The sequence below is a fragment of the Nesterenkonia pannonica genome (assembly GCF_019575955.1).
GTDB classification, from domain to species: Bacteria; Actinomycetota; Actinomycetes; order Actinomycetales; family Micrococcaceae; genus Nesterenkonia; species Nesterenkonia pannonica.
In genome coordinates this window covers 182,828-208,062 of sequence record NZ_CP080575.1, presented here as the reverse complement: position 1 = coordinate 208,062, position 25,235 = coordinate 182,828, and the positions used below count along the sequence as shown (strand labels likewise).

Genomic DNA, 25,235 nt, shown 5'->3' with positions numbered 1-25,235 from the left:
AAAGTGGTCTGCTTCACATAAGATATTGAGGTCTGAATCACACGATTGCAGGCGCTAAGCATGGCCTAGCACACCTCCGTCTTCAGGAAAGAGCAGACCTCCATGACACGTATTACGTGCCCTGTTCTCAGCGAGAAGGTCACTTCCGCTGAGGAAGCAGCCAACTTCATCAACGACGGCGACATCGTCGGAATGTCTGGCTTCACCGGCTCCGGCTACCCCAAGGGTCTGCCAGCAGCCCTCGCCGAAAAGGGCAAAGATGCCCAGGAGAACGGCAAGGAGTTCGGAATCGAGCTCTACACCGGTGCCTCCACGGCCACTGACGCGGACGGCGTCATGGCTGAGGCCGGTGTGATCCGCAAGCGCTCGCCCTTCCAGTCGGACCCGGCTCTGCGCAACGCCATCAACACCGGTCAGACCGACTACGTCGACACGCACCTGAGCCACCTGGCCCAGCAGCTGCAGTTCGGCTGGTTCGGCAACCTCAACGTGGCCGTGATCGAGGTGGCAGCCATCCACCCCAACGGCCAGCTGGTGCCCTCCTCGGCGGTCGGCAACAATCAGATGTGGCTGGACCTCGCCGACAAGGTGATCATCGAGGTCAACGAATGGCAGCCCGCCGCCTACGAGGGCATGCACGATGTCTACACCGGCATCGGTGTGCCTCCCGAGCGGAAGCCGCTGAACATCAACGACTCGTTCCAGCAGATCGGCACCCCTACCTGCAGGTGGACGCTGAGAAGGTCGTCGCCGTGGTTCACACCAACGCGCCCGACCGGAACGCTCCCTTCAAGCCCGCCGATGAGGTCTCCAAGGCTCAGGCCGACCACATCGTCGACTTCCTGCGCTACGAGATCAACCAGGGCCGCCTGCCGGACAGCCTGTTCCCCATCCAGTCCGGCGTCGGCAACATCGCCAACGCGGTGCTGGTGAACCTCGCCAACTCGGAGTTCGAAGGACTGACCTCCTACACCGAGGTCATCCAGGACGGCATGCTGGACCTCATCGACGCCAAGCAAGCTGAAGTCCGCATCCGCCACCAGCTTCGCCCTCTCGGCGGAGCGGGCCGCAGACTTCAACGCCAACATCGAGAACTACAAGGGCCGCATCCTGCTGCGCAACCAGGACGTCTCGAACCACCCCGAGATCATCCGCGGCTGGGCGTGATCGCCATCAACGCGATGGTCGAGGCTGACATCTACGGCAACGTGAACTCCACCCACGTCATGGGCTCCTCCGTCATCAACGGCATCGGCGGCTCCGGGGACTTCACCCGCAACGCCTACCTGAACTTCTTCGTCTCCCCTCGGTGGCGAAGGACGGGGCCATCTCGACGATCGTTCCGTTCGCGAGCCACATCGACCACACCGAGCATGACACTCAGGTGATCGTCACCGAGCAGGGCATCGCGGACCTGCGCGGCCTGTCCCTCGGAAGCGCGCACAGACCGTCATCGACAAGTGTGCGCACCCCGATTACAAGGACCGGCTCCAGGACTACTTCGACCGTGCCATGGCGGCGAACAGCAAGGGCCAGCACACGCCCCACCTGATGGGTGAGGCGCTCTCGTGGCACGCCAACTTCCAGCAGAACGGCACCATGTAGACAGAAGCACCCTGAAGACGGCTGACTGGCCCGGACCCCTGCGGGTTCGGGCCAGCGGCTTATCCACAGGCTTTATCCACAGTGTGGAGAACTACACGTGTGTAATTCGCCCCCAACTGGGGATAACCCTGTGGACATGTGATCAGCCGCGCGGCTTCATCCGCGTATTCGGCAGGTTCGGCGCCGGCAGCGGAGGATGCTGACCCGGGGAAAGTCGCCGAACTGAGGGAAAGGCCTGCCGTCGACGTACTGGGCGCTACCAGCTCATCGCGCAGCGTCCCTGACACGGGTTCGCCCAGGGCGCCCTCCTCGACGTCCACCTCCTGCTCGGCACCGTCAGCCTGCGACGCCCTCTCCACAGAGGAAGAGGCCGCGTGTGCCGCATGGGAGAGCGGCGACTGCGGGTCCGGTGCCTCGAACCCCATTTCGGCCTGGTACGCGGCACGGTAGGCGGCGATCTCCTCATGGGACCGTCCGACGAAGTTCCACCACATCACGATCTGCTCACCCAGCGGCTCACCACCGATCAGCAGAGCCAGAACAGGCTCGTCGTGCGCTGTGATGCGCAGCTGCTCAGCGCCGGCTGTCGACAACGGCCAAGTGGTCGGCCGAGACCTCCGACCCGTTGAAACTCACCCTGCCCTGAACCGGAAGCAGCGCATGCTCGTGCCCGGCAGGCACATCGATGCTCAGACTGGTGCCGGGCTCCAAGCGCAGCTGGGCGCCGGTGAGCGGAATGTAGGTGTGCACCGGCGAGGTGCTTCCCAGGAGGGAGCCGAGGAACACGATGGCCTCCCACCCGTCGCCGGTCACCGGGTCCGGCCGGTGGGTCTCGAGGCTGGGCTCGACGAAGCGATGCTCTTCAGGGAAGGCGTACCAGAGCTGGGCGCCGTGAAGCACGGAGGTGTCCGCTGTGGAGAACTCGGAGTGGCTGATGCCGCGTCCAGCGTTCATCAGCGCGACCTCCCCGGGCGGACGGTCGCCCAATTGCCCGCCGAGTCGAGGTGGTCCACCCGTCCGCTGAACAGCCACGAGCATGTGGCCAGCCCGGTGTGCGGATGGCGCGGTACGCGCATGGGCGTGGCCTCGGTCAGGTCATCCGGGCCGTAGAAGTCCAGGAAGCACCATGCGCCCACCAGCGAACGCGCCCGCTGGGGAAGGGTGCGGCGGACGTTCATGGCACGGGGTCCGCCGAGAGGCACATCCCGAGGCTCCAGCAGCTGCACGCCGGAGGGCTCGACGCTGATGCCCGGGCTCAGCTCCCTCCCGGGGCGATGCGCCTACCTCGTCAGCCCGTCCGTGGGAGTCGTAGTAGGCCTCGGGCCCGTTGATGCAGACCTGCTCCTTGGGCTGCGTCTCAGTGTTGCTCATGCACTGATTCTACGCCCATATATTTCAAATTTTAATGACAGCCCTGATTGGCTGCTCACACACCGAGTATGGGGCTCTGCCCGGGCTGCGGAGGGTTCACCAAGGGGATGCCGATCAGGACCAGCAGCACCAGCCCCGCGGCTATGGCCGCCAGGCCTGCGCCCTGAACCAGCCCGCGGCCTCTGCGCGGCGCTCGTGCGATCACCAGTGCCACCAGTGCGCCGGTGACCAGGCCCCCGAGGTGGCCCTGCCACGAGATGTTCGGGACTGCGAAGCTCAGGACCATGTTCACCGCCACCAGGGCGATGACTCCGCCGGTCTCCGCTCCGGAGGAGCGCATGAGGATGAACAGGGCACCGAAGAGTCCGAACACGGCCCCGGAGGCGCCGACGGTGGGGATGTGCGGCTCGGTCAGCCACTGCACGGCCACTGAGCCTCCCAGCGCTGAGAGCAGAAGCAGCGCTCCGTAGCGAAGACGCCCGATGGCGGGCTCGATGACTCGACCGACGATCCACAGGGCAAGCATGTTGAAGCCGATGTGCATGATGTTGGCCGGAGAGTGCAGGACGGCGGAGGTCAGCATCCTCCACGGCTCGAGGATCCACTGCGAGGTGTGTCCCGGCGCGTAGCTGAGATAGCTGGTGATGTTCAGACCCGTCGTCTGCCCCGTCCACTGCAGGAGGTACATCACCACGCAGAGCCCGATCACCCCATAGGTCAGGTACGGCTTCTCGTCCGGACGGAGGGGGCGCCGAATTCGGTGCGCTGAGTCGGGCGGCTTCGTCTGGCCTGATCGATGCAGCCCGGGCAGTGGAAGCCCACGGGCGCCGGCGCCTGACAGTCCGTGCAGATCGGACGATCACACCGCTGGCAGCGGATATAGGACGGCCTACCCGGGTGGTAGAAGCACTCCGGACCGGCCGTGTTCCCTGAGCTGCCGTATGACGGGACGCTCACGGGGAGAGAATCTAGAGCTCGGTGATCTCGACGCTCTGGATGACCACGTCCTCCTTGGGACGGTCACGCATGTCTGTGGCGACGGAGTTCAGGGAGTCGACGACCTTCTTCGACTCCTCGTCCTGCACTTCGCCGAAGATGGTGTGCTTGCCCTGCAGCCACGTCGTCGGAACTGACGTGATGAAGAACTGCGAGCCGTTCGTTCCGGGGCTTGCGTTGGCCATCGCCAGCTTGTGGGGCTGGGTGAAGTCCAGCTCAGGGTGGATCTCGTCCTCGAACTGGTAGCCGGGACCGCCCACGCCGAGGCCGAGCGGGTCGCCGCCCTGGATCATGAAGTCTTTGATGATGCGGTGGAACACGGTGCCGTCATACAGGGGTGTGTTCACCTTCTCCTCGCCGCTCTCAGGGTGCTTCCACGTGATCTCACCGGTCGCCAGTCCCACAAAGTTATTGACCGTCTTGGGGGCGTGGTTGCCGAAGAGCTCCACGATGATGGTGCCCTGCGTCGTCTTCAGAGTTGCCTGGTGCGTTGCGATTGCGCTCATATCCGCCATTCTCGCACGAGCGAGCCTGCATGGGGCCTGTGCAGAACCTGGGGAGTTGCTCCGGAATTGCTCCCATGATCGCATTGTCGTAGCAACTGGCTGTGTTGACGACGTAGGCTGTAGAGCGCAACCGATCCTGGAGGAAGCATGGCGAAGAAGAAGAAGTCAAGCTGGGAGCACAAGCTGCTCGCCTGCGGTGAGACAGCCTCAGACTGGTGCGCGCCCAAGGTCGGCGCCGCAGCGGACTGGGCCGAGAGGACGTATCGCAAGAGCGCTCCGAAGGTCCAGAACGCCTCAGTCACCGCGCTGCACGCAGTGGAGGACGGCGCCTACGCCGCTTACCACCAAGCGAAGAAGTTGGCGGCACTGGCAGGCGACGGCGTCTACGCCCAGTACGACAAGCTGCCCAAGAGCACGAAGAAGGACCTGCAGAAGGTTCTGTCCAAGTACGAGGGTGCCAAGGCCGACGTGCGGAGCAAGTATGTGCCCGCAGCGGCAGGTCAGCTTTCCGGCTATGCCGACAAGACGGCCAAGCTCATCCACAAGGCGGAGATCGACCCCGTGTGGAGAAGGCCCTCATCAAGGCCACCGGGGACAAGAAGATCGTCAAGAAGCTCCGGAAGAACTCCGAGCAGGCTGCGAAGAAGGCTTCCAAGGAGCTGAAGAAGCAGTCGAAGACCGGCGGCAGGAAGAAGACCCTGCTGATCTTCGGCGTCGTCGCCGCAGGAGTGACGGCCGGAGTCGCCGCGTGGCGCGCATCCAGGCCCGTGGAGGACCCTGGAAGAAGCCCGAGCCGGTGAAGACCACCGAGGCCGAGGCGCAGAAGCCTGTCGCGGCTCCCGCTGCTCAGCAGGCCGAGACCAACCAGGACACCAAGCCCAACGCGGCTGAGGTCCCTCGCCCAAGCCGGCTACCGAGTAGTCGCAGCCAGGCGAACAGAGAGAGGGCGGCTCCGCATCTGCGGGGCCGCCCTCTCTGTGTCCGCCGAGGCGCCGGGGAGCTAGCGGATCGGATTCAGCTCCGCGGCCTGAGCCGCCGCGCCTTCAAGGCCCATGGACTCCAACCAGTTCCCGAGGATGCGGTACCCGCCCTCGGTCAGCACGGATTCGGGGTGGTACTGCATGCCCCACAGGGGAGCATCCCGGTGGGCCAGCCCCATGATCACGCCATCCTCGGTGGACGCCGTGACCTCTAGGACCTCAGGGACGGTCTCCGGAGAGACGGCCAGCGAGTGGTAGCGCGTCGCCTTGAACGTATCCGGCAGGCTAGGCGAACGAGGCATGCCCGGTATGGGTGACCGCGCTGGTCTTGCCGTGCATCAGCTCAGCAGCGTGGGTGACGGTGGCCCCGAAGGCCTCGCCCAGGCCCTGGTGGCCCAGGCACACGCCGAGCATCGGCGCCTTGACTCAGCGCACCAGCGAATGAGGTCCACCGACACTCCCGCATCGGCGGGGTGCCGGGGCCCGGGAGATGAGCACGCCGTCGTACTCTGCGGCGAGTTGGGTGACCTCCTCCAAGGAGTGGTCGTCGTTGCGGATGACGTCAGCCTCCGCCCCCAGCTCACGCAGGTATCCGACGAGCGTGTAGACGAAGCTGTCGTAGTTGTCGATGACCAGGATGCGCGTCATGCTGATCCTTCCAGGGTCGAGTCGTTGAGGGGCTGTGCTGGTGCAGCCACGGGAACACTGCCTCCATGAGGAGCAGAACCAGGGCTGCGGCGACGAGCAGGGCGAGGATGATTCTGAACCAGAGGGGTCCGGGGAGCGCTGTGCGGAACAGCCACGCGTACATCAGTTCTCACCTGCCGTCAGCTGCTGGTCTGCGTACCACCCGGAGGCCTGCAGGTGGTGGTCGATCTCTTGGGGGCCTGCTCGCCGTAGGGGATGAAGTCGGTGATCTCAGCGTGGTGGATCAGCCGCTCGGTGTTCGAGAACAGGGGTGGCAGGTGGTGAACGTCAGCACTCCTGCCTCCGGCTCGGCGTCGGGCTGGGAGGGCACAGCGTTCAGCACGCGGGTCTCATGGGGAGCACCACCTCCCTCTCGGCGACCTCGTAGACGAAGATGCCCTCGGCAACCTCGATGTAGATGCGGTCGCCTGATTCCAGGTCATCCTGGTTGCCCAGCATGTTGCCGTTGGTCTGCCGGTGCCCAGCGAGCGCGAAGTTGCCCGGCTCATCCGGCATCTGCGTGCTGACGTAGTGGCCCAGCGCGCCCCGGTCGATCTGCTCGGGCCCCGTTCCGTGCCGGATGGGCGTGGCCCAGCCCTCGCCCAGGCGCGGCACGTAGGCCATCCCCATCGTGGAGACGCCGTCGGCGCGGTCATGCATCGAGGGGGCGCATCCGATCTCTGTGCCGTCCTCCAGGGTGTAGCAGACGTCGAAGTCCGCCTCCTGCTCCTCGGGGCGGTAGGTCTCGATCCCGGCGTAGTACTCCTCGGCTGACTCCTCGCGGTCCCGCTCAGCGTCCAAGCCTGTCCACCAGAGCTCCCAGGCCACGAAGAGCAGGCCCAGCACTCCGACCGTGATCAGCACCTCGCCGAGACCGCCGACGACCATGGAGAACGCAGAGCGTCGCCGACGGGGCCGGTGCTGAGCTTAAGCAGGTGCGGCGACGGCGCTGCATGCTTCATAGGGGCAGCCTCGATCTGCGTAGAATGGCGGGACACAATCATCTAGATCATTGCAGATTCTCAGCAGGGAGTTCCAGTGGCCGAGGACGCCAAGAAGAGCCGCAGAAGCGGCAACCCCGCCAAACGGGCGGCAGCCGAGGCGGAGGCCGGGCCGGACGATGCCGGCGCCTCCTCTGCGCGGCGCCGAAACCTATGCGTTCAAGGACCTTGAGCCGGAGGAGCAGTCGCTTCCCGCGTGGTACATGTACACCGCTGTGGGCATGCTGCTTCTGGGCCTGGTGTGGATATGCCTCTACTATCTGATCCCCGGCGGGGTCCCATCCAGCCTGCGGGCGGATGGAACATCCTCATCGGCGGCGGCATCGCCATGACGGGCTTCTTCATGCTGATGCGGTGGAAATAGCCGCTCAGCGGGGACGAGCGACGGCGGCCTCACGTGCGCGCTGCGTGAGCGTCTCCACGGAGGGATGGTCCACGGCGCCGAGCTCGGCGCCGTACTTCCGCCGCACGGCTGTGCCGATCAGGAAGTCGGCGATCGCCGGGTTCTTCGGCAGCAGCGAGCCGTGCAGATAGCTGGCCAGCACGTTTCTGTGCCGGGCCCCTTCATGGGCGTCCTGGTCGTTGTTCCCGGCCCCTGAGGTGACGGTGGCCAGCGGCTGCGCGTCCCTGCCCAGCCACGTCTGGCCCGAGTGGTTCTCGTAGCCGACGATGCGCCCGAACTCCTCCGACTCGGTGACGATGTTGCCGATCAGGCGGCGATCCGTGCCGTAGGTGGTCACGTCGAGCAGGCCGATGCCCGGAATCCGGGCCCCTTCGCGGGTCTCGAAGTAGTGTCCGAAGAGCTGGTAGAGCCCGCAGATCATCAGCATCGGCACGTCGTCCTCAGCAAGCCGGTGCAGGCGGTCCCCGATGCCGAGCAGGTCGGTCTGGATGCGGTCCTGCCCGGAGTCCCGCCCGCCGCCGCCGATGAGGATGTCGGCCTGCTCGGGGAACGCGTCGCCCGGGTTGTAGGAGTGGATCACGGGCTCGTACCCGTACCACTCCAGACGCCGCTGAAGAGTCAGGGCGTTGCCGTAGTCCCCGTAGATGTTCATATCGCGCGGGTACAGCTGAACGACGTGCACGTCTCGGCTCATGCGAAGTCCTCCACCTCGGTGTAGGCCGCCAGCTGCCGTCGTATGGCAAGCATGGCGGTGTAGGTGCAGTAGATCCGTTTGGGGTGTCCGGGTTCTCGGCGATGAATGCCGCCAGGGCGACGCTCAGGTCCGGCTCAGCTGAGCCGACGTCGACCTGGTCGTAGGTCAGGCGCAGCGCCATGTCGTAGGCGCGAACGCCCGATGTGACCGCTACTCCAGCTCCGCGAGGACCTCGAAGGAGACGTCCCACAGCCAGGACATGTCGCGACCGTCGGCGTAGTCGTCATTGATGGCGATCATCGTGGCGGTGCCCTGCTGGGGAAGCTGGAGAGCCCGAGCCTGAAGCCGCGGGGTTCTTGACCAGGACGAGGTCCAGGGGCTGGCCGTGGACGGTCAGCGATTCGCCGCGTCCGAATGCGGGGGCCACCTGAGCCAGTGACTCGATGAGCCTGCTGAAGTCCACGTCCGGGCCGAGGGCCTGGCGGACCAGCGCCAGCGCCGCGGCGGCGTTGTAGGTGTTGTACGCCCCGGTGACCCGCAGCTGGGTGCTGATCCGGTCTCCGCCGACGAGGAACGTTCCGCCTGCGGGGCTCAGCCCGAGAGCACGACCTCGGCGGGAATGAGAGGCGCTTCGGCGCTGACGCTCGCGTGATCCGGAGACTCGTCGGCGCCTACCTCGCTCTCGGAGTGCAGGTCGTCGTCTGAGGGGAAGTGGTGCTTGACGGCCGGTCCGAGCCCGAAGAAGCTCACCTCCGGCCCCTGGAGGCTGTCGGCGATGGCGGCGACCCGATGATCCTCGCGGTTGAGGACCACTCCGTCGGAGGTGTGCTCGGCGATGGTGCGCAGCAGGCGGCTGGTGGTGTCGATCTCCCTGAATCGGTCGAGCTGATCGCGCATCACGTTCAGCAGCAGGGAGTACTGGGGACGAACCGCTCGTACGAAGTGGACGGCGTGGGCCTCATCGAGCTCAAGGACTGCGATGTCGGCGCGGAGCCTCCCGAACGCGTTGACCTCGCCCAGCAGGGACGCGACGACGCCGCGGGTGAAGTTGGAGCCCGAGCGGTTGGTCACCACCCGCAGCCCCTGGCCGCGCAGGAGCTCCACGACCATCTTGGTGGTGGTGGTCTTCCCGTTCGTTCCGGAGACCACGACGACTCCGCGCGGGAGCTGCTTGAGCGTCCGGGCGAGGAAGTGCGGATCGGCCCTCTCCACGACGAGGCCGGGGAACGCTGAGCCGGAGCCGCCGCGGAACCTGGTGGCCAGGCGGGCGGCGCGGCCGAGAGCGACGGAGGCGAGGGAGCGAGGATGCGGCAGGCTCAACGGCTGCTACTCCTCGTCATCGTTCTGGCCATTGCCGTTGCCGCCGTTGCCATTTTCGCCGTTCCTGTTTCCGCCGTTGCCGTTTCCGTTGCCATTCCTGTTGCCGCCGTTGCCGTTTCCGTTGTCTCCGCCGTTGTCCTCGTCGTCGGCGTCCTCATCCTCATCGTCTTCGTCGGGGCCGTTCCCATTCGCATCGGCGTCCTCATCGTCATCATCGTTGCCGCCGTTGCCGTTGCCGCCATCGTCGTCGTCAGGCTCATCTTGGTCCGGCTCCGGCCAGGACTCTCCGCTGACGGTCACCAGGGTCACGGTCGCATCGTTGGGGACGGTTCCGCCGTCGCTGACGGACTGGCCGTCGACTTCGAGCTCAATCACCTGGTTTACGAAGAAGTCGCCCGGATCATCAATGATGACCCAGTTCAGGCTCCAGGAGATGCCCGCATCGTTCAGCGAGGTCTCGACCGGCTGGCGCCATTCGCCGATGAGTCCGGAGGGAAGCTGCACCTCTCCGGTGGAGACGGTGAGGTCCACGGCGGAGCCTGTCTGGACCTCGGTGCCCTCGGCGGGGCTGACTTCCAGCACTTCGTCGGCAGGGGCTGAGCTGTGGTTCTCCTCGGTCACCTCGCCCACCTCAAGCCCGAGGGATTCCAGCTCGGCGGTCGCGGTGGCCTGGTCGGTGCCGATGAGATCAGGCACCGTCACCTCTTCAGTCCCTTCGGAGATGAGGAGGGTGATGTCGGACTCCGCCTCGACCATCTCGCCTACTCTCAGGGTCGGTCCCGATGGCCGAGTCGGCCTCTATCTCCTCGTGGGGCTGCGTTTCGATCTGTGGGTTCAGGGAGGCCTCTGAGAGCTCCTCGAGCGCATCTGAGCGGGACAGGCCCTCGACGTCCGGGACGGCGACCTCTTCGCCGTCGCCCCCTCCGGCCTGAGTGAGCAGATAGATGCCCGCCACGACCAGCCCCAGCAGCACCACGGCGCCCAGGATGGGCAGGAGCAGGCTCCGCCGCCGCCGCCTACCTTCGGCATAGCCGTAGTCGGCGTAGTCGTCGATGTCGGGGTCCTCGGGGGTCCGGGCGGAGAGCGCCGGTGCTGAGGAGCCCACTAGGTCGTCGAAGCTGCGGTCACTCCCGGCCCCTGCGACGGCGCTACCGCAGCAGGGATCACACCTGTGGCGTCGTAGTCGTCCGCTGGGATGCCTCGGAGCGAGTTCTGCAGCGCCTCATGGAACTCTTCGGCGTGCTGGAAGCGCAGCACGGGGTCTTTGGCCAGTGCCTTCGCCACGACCGACTCCATAGCCGGTGTGACCCTGCTGTTGAAGTCGGAGACCGGACGCGGCTGCTCCTTGACGTGCTGGTAGGCCACCGAGACGGGTGATTCGCCCACGAAGGGGGACGGTTGGTCAGGAGCTCGAAGAGCAGGCATCCGGCGGAGTAGAGGTCGCTGCGGTGGTCGACGACCTCGCCGCGGGCCTGCTCGGGCGACAGGTACTGGGCGGTGCCGACGACGGAGGCCGTCTGAGTCATTGTGCTGGCGGAGTCGGCGATGGCGCGTGCGATGCCGAAGTCCATGACCTTCACGGCGCCCTCATTGGTCACCATGACGTTGGAGGGCTTGATGTCCCGGTGCACGATGCCGCGCTCGTGGCTGTAGCCCAGGGCGGCGAGGATTCCGGACATGTAGCCGGTCGCCTCGGCCTCATTCAGCGGCTTGCCGAGGGCGTGGTCGATCTTCTCCTGCAGAGGTGCGGGGATCGCTTCGGTCGGCTGGTCCTCCTCCGAGGGGATCTGGTCGGAGAGGGCGAGGACGTCATCGGTGTGATCGGTGGTGCTGCCGGGCGGCGGCGGCGGCGCGCCCTCAGCGTTCTCGGCGCCGGGGCTGCCGTGCAGCACGTGCCGGAGGGTGACCCCGTCCACGTGCTCCATGATGATGAATGGGGTCTGGACGCCGCCGTTGGAGTCGACGGCAGTTTGGCCGGTGTCGTACACGCCCACGATGTTGGGGTGGTTGAGGGACGCCGAGGACTGAGCCTCTCGCTTGAACCGCGTGATGAACTGCGGGTCCCGGGCCAGGTCGGGGCGCAGCATCTTCACCGCCACGGACCTCTGCAGGGAGAGGTCGTGGGCACGGTACACGTCTGCCATGCCGCCGCGCCCGATGAGAGTCTCGATGCGGTAGCGGCCGTTGAGCACGCGCTGGTCTGTCTCAGTCATGGATCAGTTCAGTCTCGCATATGGGCATGGAACCTATTCCGCGCCCTGGGAGCTGCTGGTGCGAGCGTCCGGGCCGGTGTCGGTGTTGGCTTCAGGGGCTGGGTCTTCGGCCTCGCCCTCGGCGGCATTGCCGTCCTCCTCGGCTCCTCCTCAGGGCTGGGAGCGTCCTCGGGGGTCGGGTCCGGCTGCGTGGTGGGAGCTTCTGCGGGCGACTGGGGCGGGGAGGCTGTTCCTCCCCGCCGTCGTTCTCAGGGGCGGGCGCCGGCGCCGGAGGCGGTGCCTGGGTCGCCGGGGCGTCCTGCTGCGGGGCGCCTGGGTGGTGGGCGCGGGCGGTGGGCTTACCGAGTAGCGCAGGTGCACTGCACTTCCGGCAGGCAGCTCTCCGGTGGGGATGACTTGGATGACGGTTCCGGCAGGCTCGTTGGAGGCAGCCTCTTCGGTGTCGACCTCGAAGCCTTCGTCCTCGAGCAGCGCGGCGGCCTCGTCCACCGGCATTCCGAGCAGCGCCTCCTCGTCGATGGTGATCAGGTCGGGCTCGGCGGTGACCGTCTCCACTTCGGTGGGCTCACCTGTGGCCAGCTGCTCGTCGGGGAGTCGCCTGAGGCGAGCTGCGGCAGGAAGATCGCCGCGGCGAGCGCCAGAAGCACCAGGAGCACGAGGATGGCGGCGGGCCATCTCCAGCCGGGCCCGTCCTCCTGGCCCGGTGAGGCGGGACGCTCCCTGTCTCCGGGTCTTTGGCGGAGAGGCCGTGGGCCAGCCCGGGTCCGGAGGGGTCGTCGGGCTGTTCGGGGTCTTGGCCGAGGGCGCGTCGTTTATGGAGGCCGCGGCCTACTCGCTGCCCTGTGCCGCGCTGTAGGCGGGAAGGATCTGGGTGTCGTCGTTCTCCGAGCCCATGTGGCGACGCATGGACGGCACTGCCTCGAGCGCTCCGGTGAGGTCGTGCCGCAGGAGAGCCTCAGAGGCGTCGGCCATCTTCGTCGCGTTGGCGGGCCGCCTCGGGCTCCTTGGCCAGCATCGTCATGATGAGCGCGCGGACCGGCTCCGGGAAGGAGTCGGGCAGGGCTTATGGCGGGTCGTTGACCTGCTTGAGAGCGATGGCGATCTGGGACTCGCCCGTGAAGGGGCGGTGGCCCACCAGGGCTTCGTAGCCGATCACGCCGAGGGCGTAGATGTCCGAGGAGCCTGTGGCGTGCTGGCCGGTGGCCTGCTCGGGAGAGAGGTACTGGACGGTTCCCATCACCTGACCGGTGGCAGTCAGTGGGACCTGGTCGGCGAGGCGCGCAATGCCGAAGTCGGTGATCTTCACCCGGCGTGTGGGGTGATGAGCAGGTTGCCGGGCTTCACATCCCGGTGCACCAGGCCCTGATCGTGCGCGACCTGGAGGGCGCGGCCGGTCTGGGCGAGGATTGAGAGCGTCTTCTCCCAGGGAGGGTCTTCTCCTTCTCGAGGATGAGGCTCAGCGGCTTACCGGGAACCAGCTCCATGACCAGGTAGCCGGAGCCTACTTGCTCGCCGTAGTCGTAGATGTCGGCGATGCCGGGGTGATTGAGCAGGGCCGTGTGACGCGCCTCGGCACGGAAGCGGCGCAGGAACGCCTCGTCGCCGGTGTACTCCTCCTTGAGGATCTTGATGGCGACGGTGCGGCCGAGGATCTCGTCGTCGGCCTTCCATACCTCGCCCATACCGCCGATGGCGATCCGTTCGGTGAGCTTGTAACGGCCCCCATGGTGATGCCGACTGCTGGCCTCACTGGCTCATCACCTCTTCCACCATCGCTGCGAAGTTTCCTGCTGTGAGTGAGGAGTAGCGCTGTAGCTGGTGCGCTCATAGGCCACCGTGATCGCGTACTGCGGCTCATCGGTAAGCGCGAACCCGGTGATCCAGGAGTGCACTTCGCCGTCCTCCCCGTCTCCGCGGTGCCGGTCTTGACGGCGATGTCATGGCTGGTCTGCGCGGATGCGGCTGCTCCGGTGCCTGTTTCGGCGGTCTCCACCATCATGTCAGCGATGTCTGCGGCGGTGGAGGAGCTCATGGCATCATTCAACACCTCCGAAGCGGGCTGGGAGAGGATCTGGAGGTCGGAGCCCCGGATGGTGTCGACCAGCTGCGGGCGCATCATGGCTCCGTCGTTCGCGACGGCGGCGGCTGCCATGTTCATCTGCAGAGGGGTGGCGGTCACGTTGTCCTGGCCGATGGAGCTCAGTGCCAGGAAGGCATCCTCGATGTCGTCCTGCGGGAAGTTCGAGGCGGTGACGTGGTTGGGAATGCGCAGCGGCTGGTTGAAGCCGAAGGCCTCAGCCGTCTCGAGCATGGTCCCCTGGCCGATGTCCATGGCGGCCTCGGCGAACGGCGTGTTGCACGAGTTCGCGAAGATCCAGTTCAGCTCAGCCTGGGACTGGGCCCCGCAGCCGCCGTCCCGGAAGTTGGGCAGAGTGTTGGACGAGTCCGGCAGGTCGATCTCCGGCGGGTTGTCCAGCTCGTCGTCAGGCGCGTAGTCGCCCGATTCGAGCATGGCGGCTGCGGTGACGAGCTTGAAGGACGAGCCGGGGAAGATCGGTGAGTTGAGGGGCCGGAAGCTGTAGGGGTCCACGCTTACCTGGTCGATGATGCGCGAGCGGTTCTCCGTGTACTGGGAGTTGGAGTGCACAGCCAGCTCGTTCGGGTCATAGCTGGGCTTCGAGGCCATCGCCTTCACGTCGCCGGTCTCGATCTCTGTGACCACGATGGAGCCGCGGGCGTCGTTGGGGATGAGGTTGTAGGCGGCCTGCTGCATCGAGTGGTCGAGAGTCAGCTCCACCTGGGCTCCGTGCATGGTGTCGCCGGTGAACAGGGTGGTCACTCGGTCGATGAACTGGGAGTCGGACTGCCCGGTGAGGAAGTCGTTCTCGGCCTGCTCGATGCCGGCGGGGGCGCCTTCGCTCGTCGAGTAGAAGCCGGTGATGCTTAGGCGTAGAGCTCCGGCTCGTTGTACACCCGCTGGTAGTCGTACACGGAGTTCTCGGACTCCACCGATTCCACGATCGGAGTTCCCTCCACGGTGATGGGTCCGCGGGGTGCGCCACCTGCTGGATGGTCTGCCGGGCGTTGTTCGGGTGGGAGTTGAGGTCTTCGGTGAGGACCACCTGGATCAGGCTCAGGGCCACCAGGAGAGTCATGAACATGGCGATGGAGACCATCCAGGTGTGGCGGATCGCGCGGTTCATCGCTCACCTCCTGCGGCCTGGGCGTCGCGGGCCTACTGGGTTTCGCCGGTGTCGCGCCACTTCAGGGGTGCTCGGTCCCGGAGGCGCCCTCACCGGAGGTGTTGACCATGCTGCCCAGTACGACGGGCTTGGCGCGCCGAGTGGCTGATGAGGAGCATGAGAGCGACGATCAGCCAGTTGGCCAGCAGGGCTGAGCCGCTTACTGCCAGGAACGGCGAGACCAGGCCGGACATGGGGATCACTCGGGTGATCCCTCCGACCACGACGAAGACCTGCAGCACCAGGACCACGGCGAGGCCCACGGCGAGCAGCTTGCCGAAGGAGTCGCGGGTTCCGATGCTTAAGCGCGCATGTACCGGCTGAAGAGCAGCAGGTAGAGCATCAGCATGGCGGCGAGGCCGATGAAGCCCAGCTCCTCGCCGAAGGCTGCCGGGATCATGTCCGAGTTGGCCAGGGGTGCCATCTGGGGCGATCCGGAGCCGAGCCCTGTGCCGGTCAGTCCGCCGTTCGCCAGCCCGAAGAGGCCCTGGACCACCTGGTGCGAGCCGCCGTACTGGCGCTCGTAGATCTCCTGGTTGAAGGGGTCCAGCCAGATCTGCAGCCGCTGCTGGGCGTGGGGCACGTACATGAATGCCAGGGCCGCACCGGCGACGATGAATCCGCCGCCGATCAGGATCCAGGAGATGCGCGAGGTGGCCACATAGATCACCGCGACGAAGAGCCCGAAGAACATCAGAGCGGTGCCGAGGTCGTTCTGCATGATCAGCACGCCCAGGGCGGCGAGCCATGCGATGAACAGCGGTGCGAGATCCCGCACCCGCGGCAGGCTCAGGGGCCCGATCTTCTTGCCCGCCAGCAGGATGAGGTCGCGGTTGTTGGCCAGGAATCCGGCGAAGAAGATGGCGAGGGTGACCTTGGCCAGCTCGCCGGGCTGGAAGGTGGCGATGCCCAGGTTCACCCAGACTCTGGCGCCGTTGAGCTCCATGCCGATGCCCGGCAGCATCGGCATCATCAGCAGCACGACACTGGCGAGCAGCGAGATGTAGGTGACTTGGCGAAGTCTGCGGTGGTCTTTGAGGAACCACAGCAGCAGCACCGCAGCGAGCATGGACACTGCGGTCCAGCCCAGCTGGCGGGTGGCCACGTCGGCGTAGTTCGGTGTGAGGTCCAGCCGGTGGATCATCGCGATCCCCAGCCCGTTCAGCGTCACCACGATCGGCAGGATGAACGGGTCGGCGTACTTGGCGCGGAGCCTGAGCACCACGTGGAAGCCGAGGGCCATGGCCGCGTACAGGCCGCCGGTCACCCAGTAGTGGGTGTCCTCCAGGCTCTGGTCCATGCTCAGGCCGACGAGCAGCTGTGCGCCGACGCCGATGATCAGTGCGATCAGCAGCAGGAGCAGCTCGATGTTGCGGCGGGGCCGGTAGGTCTCAGTCGGGGCGGGCATCACTGCTCACCGTCCTCGGGAAGGTCCGCATTCTCGGGCAGGTCCGCGTCGGCGCGCAGGGTCTCGACGATCTGCTCGGCGTGGCGTCGGTCGTCGGCCGGAATGCCGGAGCGCAGGCGCTCGCGCTCATAGAAGCTGAGCTCCTGCAGCGGGATGCCGGAATGCTCATTGACCTCGGAGAGGCTGATGGGCCCCAGCTGCTGGGAGACGCCGTTGTAGATGGCGACCTCCCCGTCGTCCTCTCCCACGTAGTACTGCTGCTGCGTCCAGACGTAGCCGATGAAGGCGATCATCCCGATGAGCAGTGTCACCAGCGCCACGAAGACGGGAAGGAACCAGGAGTGGCGCCGCCGGGCCTGGGCAATGGAGTCGACCTCCTCGTCGTCCAGCTCCAGGCCGAAGTCCCCTCGGACTCTGAGGGCTCGTCAGTGTCCTCGGGGTCCACGGGCGCTGAGTCGTCGGAGGCTCGGGTCATAGGCGCGGTCTGGTTCGGGTCGTAGCTAAGCGAGCATCTCGGAGTAGGTGTGCCGCACCGGCTTCAGCGGCTGGCCCGTCAGGACGGGCACCGGGTGCTCGTCGACGTTGCGGGGCACCAGCGTGATCGTTCCGGTCTCGGTGGCGGTGGTCGCGGCACCCACGAGCACGTGCGGGCGGACGCCGATGGTGGAGCGGACCATAGAGGCTGACAGGGGAGAGCTCCGCGTCGTCGTAGTCGTGGCCGGTGAGGGCCTCTTTGTTCACCACGGGGATGAGCTCCATCTCCATGGTCTGCCGCGCATCGACCTCCCACTCGTGGGGGCTCTCGGCCGCAGCCACGGCCTCCTCGGAGAGGGGAGGGAGTCGGAGTCGGCGAGGTCGGCCTCATCGGCGTCCACCACCTCCAGGGCCAGGACCGTGACGTTGTCCGGGGCGCCGCCGTCGAGGGTGAGCTTGGTGAGGTCGTCGACGATCTGCTCCAGCGACAGGGTGGACCGCAGCTTCTGCTCGATGAGCCGGTCGGACACGATGGCGTTGAGGCCGTCCGAGCACAGCAGCCAGCGCTCGCTTACCTCGAGGGGGAAGCTGGTGATGTCCAGCTCGGGGAGGCGTCGACGTCGCCGAGCACCCGCATCAGCACGTTCTTGTGCGGGTGGTATTCGGCGGCCTCCGGGTCCAGGCGGCCTTCGTCGACCAGCCGCTGCACGAAGGTGTGGTCCTTGCTGATCTGCCGGAAGCGGCCCTTCTTCAGCCGGTAGGCACGGGAGTCTCCCACGTGGGCGAACTGCAGCCGGTTGTCCGTGATCAGCAGCGCGGTGATGGTCGTTCCCATCCCGGTGAGCTTGGGGTTGGTCTGCACGAGCTTGGAGAGGAACGCGTTGGCAGTCTGGATCTCATCGGGAAGGACGGTCTCAGGCTCCGCGAAGCCGCGCGTATCCAGGTGCGCGAGGTCCAGCACCGTGGAGGCGGAGGCGACGTCGCCGCCTGCGTGGCCGCCCATGCCGTCGGCCACCACGGCGAAGAACCGTCCGGCGTATCCGGAGTCGTCGTTCTTGGAGCGCACCACGCCCTCGTCGGAGCGTGCGGCGAAACGGAACACCAGCGCCACTAGGTTCTCAGCTCCAGAACGGTCTTGCCGATGCGGATCCGGTCCCCGGCTCCACGGTGGAGGCGCGGGTGAGCTGCTCGTCGCCGAGCCAGGTGCCGTTGGTGGATCCCAGGTCCTCGATGAACCAGCGGGACCCTGCGGGAACAGGCGTGCGTGGCGTCCGGAGGAGTAGTCGTCCTCGAGGACGACGGTGCACTCCTGGGCGCGGCCGAGCATGACGGGTGAGGAGCCCAGGGTGACTTCGGTGCCCACGTGCGGGCCCTCGGAGACGACGAGCCGCCGCGGCTTGGGCCGCTGGTAGCGCCTGCTGGACGGTGGCCTGCTCGGCGCTGGCTGCCTGCCCGGCTGGGGCTGCGGGGTTTGCGGCGCCGCCGCGGGTGCGGCGGGAGACCATCATGTCGCGGCCCTGGGCGGCGATGATGGAGAGGATCAGGATCCACAGCAGCAGCAGGAGGCCGAACTGCAGGACGGTGATGGCAAGTTCGCTCATAGGCTTCTCCGGGTCACCCCAGACGGAATCTGAGGCGGGCGTTGCCCATGGCGATGGTGGCCTGGTCGTAGAGCTCGGCGTCGCCGGTGGAGGGGCTCAGCTTCTGACCTTCGACCGAGGACCCGTTCGTGGAGCCAAGGTCGCGGGCGTACCAGCGGCCTTCGTGCTCGAAGATCTCGAGATGCTGGCGGGAGACCCCGGTGTCGGTGATGGTGATGTCCGCTGAGGATGAGCGCCCGATGATGGTGTCCTCCCCAGGGGTAGGTGTTTCCGGCGTGCTCGAGGATGGCTGTGGTCGTGGCGGCCTGGGCTCCGGCAGCAGCCATGCTGGTGGGCAGGGCGGCGGTGGCCTCGGGGCCTGCGGCTGGTGTCGGCTGAGCCGCGGCCTTCGGCGCTGCGGGAGCTTCCGGGGCTGCTCCGGCGTCGGTGGTGGTCTCGATGCTCATCTGGCCGCGCTTGAGCTCGGTGTTCTTCACGAACGTCGCCCTGACCGAGCCCAAGAGCGTATAGCTCTGGGAGTCTGCGTGGCGGATGATCTCCTGGCACAGCTCCTCCGCCAGGGCGGAGCCGTACTTCTTGGCCTCTTGGAAGTCGGTTTCGGAGAGGCGGATCTTGTAGAGGTTCGGCACCAGGGTGGCGCCGTTGGGTGCTTGGGTGGACTCGCGGTCCATGTGCCGGCGGACGGCTGTTGCGATCTCCACGGGGCCGAGGCTCCTCCATGCGGCGAGAAGGCGCTGCGGACGGCTTTTTCGATGCCGCGCTCCAGTGAGTCGAGCAATCCCACAGCTGCCTCCTTCGGGTGTCATGCGTACGCCGAGATGCTGTGGAGAAGAACGGCGCACTGCGGGCAGTGTCGCGGAACATTCTACGTCCCGGGGTGTCATTCGCCCCAAGAGACCATCAGCCCGGGCTTGACGTCGCCTGAAGTGTTTGCGCCAAGGGTGTGACGGACGCCACAAAAATGCTACTCTCATCACATCGTGAGAGCGCTCTCGCAGCATCGAGGCTGCTGATATCGCCTCCCTGAGATCTAAGGAGAGATCGTGAGCACCACAGAAGCTGTTCACCCCTTGTCCCGCTATGGGACTCCCGTCCGCCTGACCGGGGCTTTGGCCGTCCTGGCCCTGGGCCTCAGCGCCTGCGGAGGGACGCCGCCGAGAGCCAGCCCGAGGAGGCAGAAGCTCCCGAGAGCCTGAGCGTCACCACATTCAACGAATTCGGCTACGAGGATCTCTTCGACGAATACGAGGAGGAGACCGGCATACGGATCGAGCACAACAAGGTCGACACCGCGGAGAACGCCCGCGACTCTCTGCGGAACTCCCTCGGCGCCGATTCGGGCGCCAGCGACATTGAGGCCGTCGAGCTGGACTGGCTGGTTGAGTTCAAGCAGTACGCCGACCGGTTCGAGGACCTCGGCGACCCCGAGCTGGAGGACCGGTGGCTGGACTGGAAGTACGAGGAGGGCCAGGACGACGACGGCTTACTCATCGGATACGGCACGGACAGCGGCCCGCAGGCGCTCTGCTACCGCTCGGACCTGTTCGAGGAGGTAGAGCCTCCCCACGGATCGTGACGAGGTCGCTGAGCTCATCGACGGCGACTGGGACACGTACTTCGAGGTGGGCCAGGAGTTCGTGGAGGCCACGGACGTCCCCTGGTTCTCCGGCTCGGACAACGTCTGGCAGGGAATGATCAACCAGGTCGAGGTCCCCTACGAGACCGAGGACGGGGAGATCATCGCCGACACCAACGATGAGGTCCGGAGCCTCTATGACCAGCTCCTCGAGGCCAGCGTGGAGGACGAGCTCTCCGCCGGGCTCTCCCAGTGGTCGGGCGACTGGTCCGACGCCTTCCAGCGCGACGGCTTCGCCACCATGCTCTGCCCGGGCTGGATGCTCGGCGTCATCGAGGGCAATGCTGCGGGTGTGGAGGGCTGGGACGTCGCCGACGTCTTTCCCGGCGGCGGAGGCAACTGGGGAGGCTCCTACCTGACGGTCCCCACCCAGGGGGAGAACATTGAGGCCGCCAAGGAGCTTGCCGCGTGGCTGACGGCCCCGAGCAGCAGGTGAAGGCCTTCGACGCGATCGGGGCGTTCCTGTCCACCGTCGAGGCCCTGGAGTCCGATGAGATTCAGGAGGATGAGGACGAGTTCTTCAACGACGCCCCGGTAGGCCAGATCCTGGCGAACCGGGCCGAGGCCATCGAGGTCCAGCCGTACAAGGGCCCCAACTACCTGCTGATCAACGTGGCCATCCAGGATGCCCTGGGCCGCGTCGACGTCGACGGCATCGACGACCCCGAGTCGTCGTGGGACAAGTTCGTCAACGACATCGAGGCGATGAAGTAGTCGGATGAGTGCGCCTGCTCCGCTCCGGTCCCGGGTCTCGGCCTGGGACCGGAAGTACTCTCCGTACCTCTACATCAGTCCGTTCTTCATCCTCTTCGCGGTGGTGGGGCTCTTCCCCTGGTCTACACCGGCTGGGTCGCCATGCACGACTGGGACCTCATCATGGGCCAGGGCGAGTTCATCGGGCTGGAGAACTTCGTCCAGGTGCTGGGGCAGTCGGCGTTCTGGGTGTCGCTGCGCAACACCCTGAGCATCTTCGTCCTCTCCACCGGGCCGCAGGTGGTGCTGGCGATCATCATCGCCTACATGCTGGATACGCACCTTCGGGCCCGGACGTTCTGGCGAATGGGCGTGCTGCTGCCCTATGTGGTCACCCCGGTGGCGGTGGCCCTGATCTTTTCGAACCTGTTCAGCCAGCGCTTCGGCCTGGTGAACTCGGTGCTGGAGGCGATCGGGCTGGGGTCCATCGGTTGGCAGTCGGATGTGCTGCCCAGCCATCTGGCCATCGCGAGCATGGTCAACTTCCGCTGGACCGGGTACAACGCGCTGATCTTCCTGGCCGCGATGCAGGCGATCCCGCGGGACCTGTACGAGCAGGCGGAGCTCGACGGCGCGGGCAAGGTCCGTCAGTTCCTGTCGGTCACCGTGCCGATGCTGCGGCCCACGATCATCTTCGTGGTGATCACCTCCACGATCGGGGGCCTGCAGATCTTCGATGAGCCGCGCATGTACGACCAGTACGGCCGCGGAGGCACCGACGGTCAGTGGCGGACCATGACCCTGTATCTGTATGAGCTGGGCTGGACCCGCTCCGACTTCGGGACGGCCAGCGCCGTGGCGGTGCTGCTGTTCCTGCTGATCGTGGCGATCGGCATCATCAACTTCACCATCACCCGCCGCATCGCTGACGGCGAGGCGGGAGGGCAGCGCGACCGTCGCTGCTGAAGCGTCTCGCACGGAGAGGATCCCCATGACGACAGACGCAGCCCCTATTGCTCCGGTGGACCGGGAGGCCGACGCGAGACGCACCCTGGGACGGCGGCGCCGTTCGTCTCCCGGCGGAGCGCAGCGGCGGCCAGGCTTCATCGTCTACGGGTGCCTGACCGCGGTGATCCTGGGCAGCCTGTTTCCGCTGTGGTGGAGCGTGCTCATCGGCTCGCACCATTCCACGATCCTGGCGGAGACGAGCTTCCCCGGGTGGTTCGGCGGCAACTTCTTCAGCAACGCGGCCACGGTCATGGACACGGTTCCGTTCTGGCGGGCCACGGCGAACTCCATCATCGTCTCCACGACGACGGCGCTGTCCGTGGTGCTGTTCTCCACCCTGGCGGGCTACGCGTTCGCGAAGCTGAAGTTCCGCGGGTCGGGCCCTCTGCTGGTGTTCGTGATCGCGACCATGGCTGTGCCCACGCAGCTCGGCGTCGTTCCGCTCTACCAGGTGATGGCTGCCCTGGGGTGGACGGGTGAGCTGATGGCTGTGATCGTGCCGGCGCTGGTGACGGCGTTCGGGGTGTTCTGGATGACCCAGTACCTGCGCCAGGCCATCCCGGATGAGCTGATCGAGGCGGCCACTATGGACGGCTGCTCCATGATCAGGACGTTCATCCATGTGTGCCTGCTTACGGCGCGTCCTGCCGCGGCGATGCTGTTCCTCTTCACGTTCGTCCTGAACTGGACGAACTTCTTCTGGCCGTTCATCGTGCTGGGGCCTCAGAACCCCACGCTTCCGGTGGCCCTGCAGCAGCTGCAGGCGGCCCACTTCGTGGACTATTCGCTGGTCCTCACGGGCGCCACCCTGGCGACGGTGCCGCTGCTCATCCTCTTCGTCTTCACGGGTCGCCAGCTCGTGTCCGGAATTATGCAAGGAGCTGTGAAAGCATGACCACCTCAACCCAACCCCTCGACGCGGTCTCACCTGCGGGCGAGGTCACCTTCCCGCGTCCTTCCTATGGGGTCGGCCACCGCCTCATACCAGGTGGAGGGCTCGCACGACGCCGGAGGCCGCGGCCCCTCGATCTGGGACACATTCTCCAAGACGCCGGGCAAGGTCATCGGCGGCCACACGGGGACGACGCCTGCGACCACTACCGCCGCTACCGCGACGATGTGGCGCTGATGAAGTCCCTGAACCTGCAGGTCTACCGGTTCTCCGTCTCCTGGTCCCGGGTGATGCCGGATGGGCGGACGGTGAACCCGGAGGGACTGAAGTTCTACTCGGACCTGGTCGATGAGCTGCTGGCAGCAGGGATCATGCCGTGGCTGACTCAGTTCCACTGGGATCTTCCGCAGGCGCTGGAGGATGAGGGCGGGTGGACGAACAGGCAGACGGCCTACGCGTTCGAGGAGTATGCGCGGGTCCTCCATGGGGCACTGGGGACCGGGTGCGGCATTGGACGACGCTGAATGAGCCGTGGTGCGCCGCGTTCCTCGGATACGCCGCGGGGTGCACGCCCGGGCCGGACCCATGGCCCTGATGCGCTGGCGGCGGCCCACCACCTGCTGCTGGCCCATGGGCTGGCGGTCCGGGCCCTGCGCGAGCGGGACGAGGGGCTGGAGCTGGGCCTGACGCTGAACTTCACCGACTATCGTCCCGCCGATGAGCAGAGCCGCGGCGACGCGGATGCGGCTCGTCGTCTGGACGGGTCCTTCAACCGGTTCTTCATCGAGCCCATCCTGCACGGTGCCTACCCAGAGGATGTGCTGCGAGACCAGGAGGGCCTGTGGCCGGAGGGGCTGGTGCAGCAGGGCGATCTGGAGACCATCTCGGCACCCATTGATGTGCTCGGCGTGAACTTCTACACCGGTGAGCTCCTGACCGGCGCGGAGCCTGAGGAGGCCTCGGCTGCGGCGGCGCAGGCGAGGGTCGGCGGGCAGCCGAGCCCGAATGTGGGATCCGAGCATGTGCGGCCGGTGCGTCGCGGTCTGCCGCAGACGGCGATGGGCTGGGAGATCTTCCCGGAGGCGCTGCGCGATCTGCTGGTGCGCCTGCACCGTGAGTACACCGGGCCTGCGGGTGTGGCCATGTATGTCACGGAGAACGGGGCGGCGTTCGATGACGTCGCGGACGCCGACGGGTATGTGGACGACGCTGACCGTGTCGACTACATCCGGCGGCACTTGGGCGCAGTGCATGAGGCCGTCGAAGCTAAGCGCTGATGTGCGCGGATACTTCGTGTGGTCTCTGCTGGACAATTTTGAGTGGGCGCTGGGCTACGAGAAGCGGTTCGGGATCGTCCGCGTGGACTACGAGACGCAGCAGCGGACCCCTAAGGCGTCCGCACGCTGGTACTCGGGAGTAGCCTCCAGCGGTGTGGTGAACTAGGAAGCATGCCAACCACGCATACCCAGTCTGCCGGGCAGGCATCCAGACAGCCCACGCTGGAGGATGTGGCCCGGCAGGCCGGGGTCTCTCGGGCAACGGCCTCCCGGGTGGTCAATCAGGACCCTCGGGTGGGTCTGCCTGCTCGGGAGTCGGTGGAGGCAGCGATTCTCAGCCTCGGGTACCGGCCGAATCGTGCGGCGCGGTCCCTGGTCCGGCGGGAGGCCGATTCGATCGCGGTGGTGGTGCCGGAGGCAGAGGACCGGATCTTCACGGACCCGTTCTTCTCCGCGATTCTGGGTGCGGTCTATACGAAGCTGGCGGATTCGCCGGTGCAGGTCCTGCTGGCGGTCGCCCCTCCGGGCAAGCGGGAGAAGATTGAGCGGTATCTGCGCGGCGGGTACACGGATGGGGCGATCATCGTCTCGCACCACCTCGACGACGGGATCTCTGAGGTCCTGCGTGAGACGAGGCTCCCGTCGGTGTACATCGGACGACCGTACGCCGGGGATGTGGGGCTGCCCTATGTGGATGTGGACAACGTCCGGGGGCCGAGATGGCGGTCAGGCGTCTGGTGGACGGTGGGCGGCGCCGCATCGCGACGATTGCTGGTCCGCAGGACATGGCTGCGGCCTCGGACCGTCTGGAGGGGTTTCGGCGGGCGATGGCTGAGGCGGGGCTTGAGGATGATCTGGTGGAGGTCGGAGACTTCACGGCGGCATCAGGTGGGGAGTGTGCCGTGCGTCTGCTGGAGCGGGACCCGGGCCTTGATTCGATCTTCGTGGCCAGCGACCTGATGGCGGTGCCTGCTCTTCAGGAGCTCCAGATCCGGGGGTGAGCGTGCCGGAGCAGGTCGCGGTGATCGGCTATGACGATTCTGAGGTGGCCCGGCTGGCGCGCCCGCCGCTGACGACGGTGGAGGGCGCGCTGCGGGCCTGGCGCACAATGCGGTGGAGATGCTGTCCGATCTGATGGCGGGGAAGACGGCGGAGTCGAGGCTGCTGTCGACGAATCTGGTGCTTCGCGAGTCGGGGTGAGCGGGGTGCGGGAGAAAGGGAGTGACAG

Annotated in this window: 30 protein-coding genes and 11 pseudogenes; 15 read left to right on the top strand and 26 right to left on the bottom strand. The window is 66.5% G+C overall.

Annotation, left to right across the window (positions count from 1 at the left end; genetic code table 11):
* Positions 1–102 precede the first annotated feature (102 nt).
* A pseudogene (locus tag K0H76_RS01580) lies at positions 103–1,605 on the top strand (acetyl-CoA hydrolase/transferase family protein).
* 59 nt (positions 1,606–1,664) lie between these two features.
* Here the strand turns inward: K0H76_RS01580 and K0H76_RS01575 are convergent.
* The 5 genes and pseudogenes from K0H76_RS01575 to K0H76_RS01555 all read right to left on the bottom strand — a co-directional run bounded on the left by K0H76_RS01575 (position 1,665) and on the right by K0H76_RS01555 (position 4,478).
* Positions 1,665–2,198: a hypothetical protein gene (locus tag K0H76_RS01575; RefSeq protein WP_258934223.1), complete on the bottom strand. Its 534-nt coding sequence runs from the start codon at positions 2,196–2,198 to the stop codon at positions 1,665–1,667.
* Positions 2,179–2,559: a hypothetical protein gene (locus tag K0H76_RS01570; RefSeq protein ID WP_258935299.1), complete on the bottom strand. Its 381-nt coding sequence runs from the start codon at positions 2,557–2,559 to the stop codon at positions 2,179–2,181. Before K0H76_RS01570 ends, K0H76_RS01575 begins: the two co-directional genes overlap by 20 nt.
* A pseudogene (locus K0H76_RS01565) lies at positions 2,542–2,783 on the bottom strand (pirin family protein); the annotation flags it as partial. The pseudogene K0H76_RS01565 and the gene K0H76_RS01570, both read right to left, overlap by 18 nt.
* Before the next feature lie 248 nt (positions 2,784–3,031).
* Positions 3,032–3,685, bottom strand: coding sequence for a rhomboid family intramembrane serine protease (locus K0H76_RS01560; protein ID WP_258934222.1), 654 nt, complete (start codon positions 3,683–3,685; stop codon positions 3,032–3,034).
* Positions 3,686–3,944: 259 nt separating this feature from the next.
* On the bottom strand, positions 3,945–4,478 hold the full coding sequence (locus tag K0H76_RS01555) for a peptidylprolyl isomerase (protein WP_258934221.1): 534 nt from the start codon (positions 4,476–4,478) through the stop codon (positions 3,945–3,947).
* A 147-nt stretch (positions 4,479–4,625) separates the two neighbouring features.
* Between K0H76_RS01555 and K0H76_RS01550 the strand changes: the two genes are divergently transcribed.
* Both K0H76_RS01550 and K0H76_RS01545 read left to right on the top strand, forming a co-directional pair.
* Positions 4,626–5,141, top strand: coding sequence for a hypothetical protein (locus K0H76_RS01550; RefSeq protein ID WP_258934220.1), 516 nt, complete (start codon positions 4,626–4,628; stop codon positions 5,139–5,141).
* Positions 5,042–5,278, top strand: coding sequence for a hypothetical protein (locus K0H76_RS01545; RefSeq protein WP_258934219.1), 237 nt, complete (start codon positions 5,042–5,044; stop codon positions 5,276–5,278). The genes K0H76_RS01550 and K0H76_RS01545 overlap by 100 nt, the downstream gene beginning before the upstream one ends.
* Positions 5,279–5,478: 200 nt before the next feature.
* Here K0H76_RS01545 and K0H76_RS01540 read toward each other — a convergent pair whose 3' ends face one another.
* The 3 genes and pseudogenes from K0H76_RS01540 to K0H76_RS01530 all read right to left on the bottom strand — a co-directional run bounded on the left by K0H76_RS01540 (position 5,479) and on the right by K0H76_RS01530 (position 7,033).
* Positions 5,479–5,760: a gamma-glutamyl-gamma-aminobutyrate hydrolase family protein gene (locus K0H76_RS01540; protein ID WP_258934218.1), complete on the bottom strand. Its 282-nt coding sequence runs from the start codon at positions 5,758–5,760 to the stop codon at positions 5,479–5,481.
* Positions 5,744–6,106 (bottom strand): annotated as a pseudogene (locus K0H76_RS01535) (hypothetical protein). The gene K0H76_RS01540 and the pseudogene K0H76_RS01535 overlap by 17 nt, the downstream one beginning before the upstream one ends.
* Before the next feature lie 375 nt (positions 6,107–6,481).
* Positions 6,482–7,033, bottom strand: coding sequence for a sortase (locus K0H76_RS01530; protein WP_258934217.1), 552 nt, complete (start codon positions 7,031–7,033; stop codon positions 6,482–6,484).
* Positions 7,034–7,367: 334 nt separating this feature from the next.
* On the opposite strand from K0H76_RS01530, the pseudogene K0H76_RS01525 reads away from it, so the two are divergent.
* Positions 7,368–7,510: pseudogene (locus K0H76_RS01525) on the top strand (cell division protein CrgA).
* Between the two features lie 4 nt (positions 7,511–7,514).
* Here the strand turns inward: K0H76_RS01525 and K0H76_RS01520 are convergent.
* The 17 genes and pseudogenes from K0H76_RS01520 to K0H76_RS01440 all read right to left on the bottom strand — a co-directional run bounded on the left by K0H76_RS01520 (position 7,515) and on the right by K0H76_RS01440 (position 19,202).
* On the bottom strand, positions 7,515–8,243 hold the full coding sequence (locus K0H76_RS01520; RefSeq protein ID WP_258934216.1) for a glutamine amidotransferase: 729 nt from the start codon (positions 8,241–8,243) through the stop codon (positions 7,515–7,517).
* Positions 8,240–9,557: pseudogene (locus K0H76_RS01515) on the bottom strand (DUF1727 domain-containing protein). The gene K0H76_RS01520 and the pseudogene K0H76_RS01515 overlap by 4 nt, the downstream one beginning before the upstream one ends.
* 12 nt (positions 9,558–9,569) lie before the next feature.
* The gene (locus K0H76_RS01510; protein ID WP_258934215.1) at positions 9,570–10,319 is read right to left on the bottom strand and encodes a PASTA domain-containing protein; all 750 of its coding nucleotides are present in this window, start codon (positions 10,317–10,319) and stop codon (positions 9,570–9,572) included.
* A complete protein-coding gene (locus K0H76_RS01505; protein ID WP_258934214.1) occupies positions 10,270–10,668 on the bottom strand; it encodes a PASTA domain-containing protein in 399 nt (132 codons plus the stop codon). The genes K0H76_RS01510 and K0H76_RS01505 overlap by 50 nt, the downstream gene beginning before the upstream one ends.
* A 58-nt stretch (positions 10,669–10,726) precedes the next feature.
* Positions 10,727–11,776 carry a protein kinase gene (locus K0H76_RS01500; protein WP_258934213.1) on the bottom strand — a complete coding sequence of 350 codons (1,050 nt, stop codon included), beginning with the start codon at positions 11,774–11,776 and terminating at the stop codon, positions 10,727–10,729.
* Between the two features lie 150 nt (positions 11,777–11,926).
* Positions 11,927–12,451 (bottom strand): PASTA domain-containing protein, encoded by a 525-nt coding sequence (locus tag K0H76_RS01495; protein WP_258934212.1) that lies wholly within the window; start codon positions 12,449–12,451, stop codon positions 11,927–11,929.
* Between the two features lie 153 nt (positions 12,452–12,604).
* Positions 12,605–12,748, bottom strand: a complete 144-nt coding sequence (locus K0H76_RS01490; RefSeq protein ID WP_258935512.1) for a hypothetical protein — start codon at positions 12,746–12,748, stop codon at positions 12,605–12,607.
* Positions 12,725–13,526: pseudogene (locus K0H76_RS01485) on the bottom strand (serine/threonine protein kinase); the annotation flags it as partial. The gene K0H76_RS01490 and the pseudogene K0H76_RS01485, both read right to left, overlap by 24 nt.
* Positions 13,527–13,736: 210 nt before the next feature.
* Positions 13,737–14,462 (bottom strand): annotated as a pseudogene (locus tag K0H76_RS01480) (penicillin-binding transpeptidase domain-containing protein); the annotation flags it as partial.
* Positions 14,463–15,068: 606 nt separating this feature from the next.
* Positions 15,069–15,281, bottom strand: coding sequence for an FtsW/RodA/SpoVE family cell cycle protein (locus tag K0H76_RS01475; protein ID WP_258934211.1), 213 nt, complete (start codon positions 15,279–15,281; stop codon positions 15,069–15,071).
* 38 nt (positions 15,282–15,319) lie between these two features.
* Positions 15,320–16,426, bottom strand: coding sequence for an FtsW/RodA/SpoVE family cell cycle protein (locus K0H76_RS01470; RefSeq protein ID WP_258934210.1), 1,107 nt, complete (start codon positions 16,424–16,426; stop codon positions 15,320–15,322).
* Positions 16,426–16,737, bottom strand: coding sequence for a BofC C-terminal domain-containing protein (locus tag K0H76_RS01465; protein WP_258934209.1), 312 nt, complete (start codon positions 16,735–16,737; stop codon positions 16,426–16,428). The genes K0H76_RS01470 and K0H76_RS01465 overlap by 1 nt, the downstream gene beginning before the upstream one ends.
* Positions 16,734–16,901, bottom strand: a complete 168-nt coding sequence (locus K0H76_RS01460) for a hypothetical protein (protein WP_258934208.1) — start codon at positions 16,899–16,901, stop codon at positions 16,734–16,736. The genes K0H76_RS01465 and K0H76_RS01460 overlap by 4 nt, the downstream gene beginning before the upstream one ends.
* A 25-nt stretch (positions 16,902–16,926) precedes the next feature.
* Entirely contained in the window at positions 16,927–17,103 is a 177-nt protein-coding gene (locus K0H76_RS01455) for a hypothetical protein (RefSeq protein ID WP_258934207.1), read from the bottom strand.
* A 186-nt stretch (positions 17,104–17,289) separates the two neighbouring features.
* Positions 17,290–18,011, bottom strand: a pseudogene (locus tag K0H76_RS01450) (protein phosphatase 2C domain-containing protein); the annotation flags it as partial.
* 7 nt (positions 18,012–18,018) lie between these two features.
* The gene (locus K0H76_RS01445) at positions 18,019–18,501 is read right to left on the bottom strand and encodes an FHA domain-containing protein (RefSeq protein ID WP_258934206.1); all 483 of its coding nucleotides are present in this window, start codon (positions 18,499–18,501) and stop codon (positions 18,019–18,021) included.
* Complete coding sequence (locus K0H76_RS01440; protein WP_258934205.1) at positions 18,498–19,202, bottom strand: DUF3662 domain-containing protein; 705 nt, start codon at positions 19,200–19,202, stop codon at positions 18,498–18,500. The genes K0H76_RS01445 and K0H76_RS01440 overlap by 4 nt, the downstream gene beginning before the upstream one ends.
* 342 nt (positions 19,203–19,544) lie before the next feature.
* Here K0H76_RS01440 and K0H76_RS01435 point away from each other — a divergent pair, with 342 nt between their 5' ends.
* On the top strand, positions 19,545–19,697 hold the full coding sequence (locus K0H76_RS01435) for a hypothetical protein (protein WP_258934204.1): 153 nt from the start codon (positions 19,545–19,547) through the stop codon (positions 19,695–19,697).
* Positions 19,698–19,984: 287 nt separating this feature from the next.
* On the opposite strand, the gene K0H76_RS01430 is transcribed toward K0H76_RS01435, so the two are convergent.
* Entirely contained in the window at positions 19,985–20,149 is a 165-nt protein-coding gene (locus tag K0H76_RS01430) for a hypothetical protein (RefSeq protein ID WP_258934203.1), read from the bottom strand.
* Between K0H76_RS01430 and K0H76_RS01425 the strand changes: the two genes are divergently transcribed.
* The 10 genes and pseudogenes from K0H76_RS01425 (at position 20,139) to K0H76_RS01380 (ending at position 25,142) form a co-directional block, all read left to right on the top strand.
* The gene (locus K0H76_RS01425; protein ID WP_258934202.1) at positions 20,139–20,573 is read left to right on the top strand and encodes an extracellular solute-binding protein; all 435 of its coding nucleotides are present in this window, start codon (positions 20,139–20,141) and stop codon (positions 20,571–20,573) included. The two genes, K0H76_RS01430 and K0H76_RS01425, sit on opposite strands and share 11 nt — an antisense overlap.
* Positions 20,546–20,851 (top strand): hypothetical protein, encoded by a 306-nt coding sequence (locus tag K0H76_RS01420; protein WP_258934201.1) that lies wholly within the window; start codon positions 20,546–20,548, stop codon positions 20,849–20,851. The genes K0H76_RS01425 and K0H76_RS01420 overlap by 28 nt, the downstream gene beginning before the upstream one ends.
* A gap of 4 nt (positions 20,852–20,855) precedes the next feature.
* Positions 20,856–21,796: pseudogene (locus tag K0H76_RS01415) on the top strand (sugar ABC transporter permease).
* A 25-nt stretch (positions 21,797–21,821) separates the two neighbouring features.
* Complete coding sequence (locus K0H76_RS01410; RefSeq protein ID WP_258934200.1) at positions 21,822–22,733, top strand: carbohydrate ABC transporter permease; 912 nt, start codon at positions 21,822–21,824, stop codon at positions 22,731–22,733.
* Positions 22,734–22,799: 66 nt separating this feature from the next.
* Entirely contained in the window at positions 22,800–22,967 is a 168-nt protein-coding gene (locus K0H76_RS01405) for a family 1 glycosylhydrolase (RefSeq protein WP_258934199.1), read from the top strand.
* Positions 22,958–24,007 (top strand): annotated as a pseudogene (locus K0H76_RS01400) (family 1 glycosylhydrolase). The gene K0H76_RS01405 and the pseudogene K0H76_RS01400 overlap by 10 nt, the downstream one beginning before the upstream one ends.
* 1 nt (position 24,008) lies before the next feature.
* Complete coding sequence (locus K0H76_RS01395; protein ID WP_258934198.1) at positions 24,009–24,173, top strand: family 1 glycosylhydrolase; 165 nt, start codon at positions 24,009–24,011, stop codon at positions 24,171–24,173.
* A 5-nt stretch (positions 24,174–24,178) separates the two neighbouring features.
* Positions 24,179–24,304, top strand: a pseudogene (locus K0H76_RS01390) (LacI family DNA-binding transcriptional regulator); the annotation flags it as partial.
* 422 nt (positions 24,305–24,726) lie between these two features.
* Positions 24,727–25,008, top strand: a complete 282-nt coding sequence (locus K0H76_RS01385; protein WP_258934197.1) for a substrate-binding domain-containing protein — start codon at positions 24,727–24,729, stop codon at positions 25,006–25,008.
* Positions 25,009–25,010: 2 nt separating this feature from the next.
* Positions 25,011–25,142, top strand: coding sequence for a substrate-binding domain-containing protein (locus K0H76_RS01380; RefSeq protein WP_258934196.1), 132 nt, complete (start codon positions 25,011–25,013; stop codon positions 25,140–25,142).
* Positions 25,143–25,235: the final 93 nt, after the last annotated feature.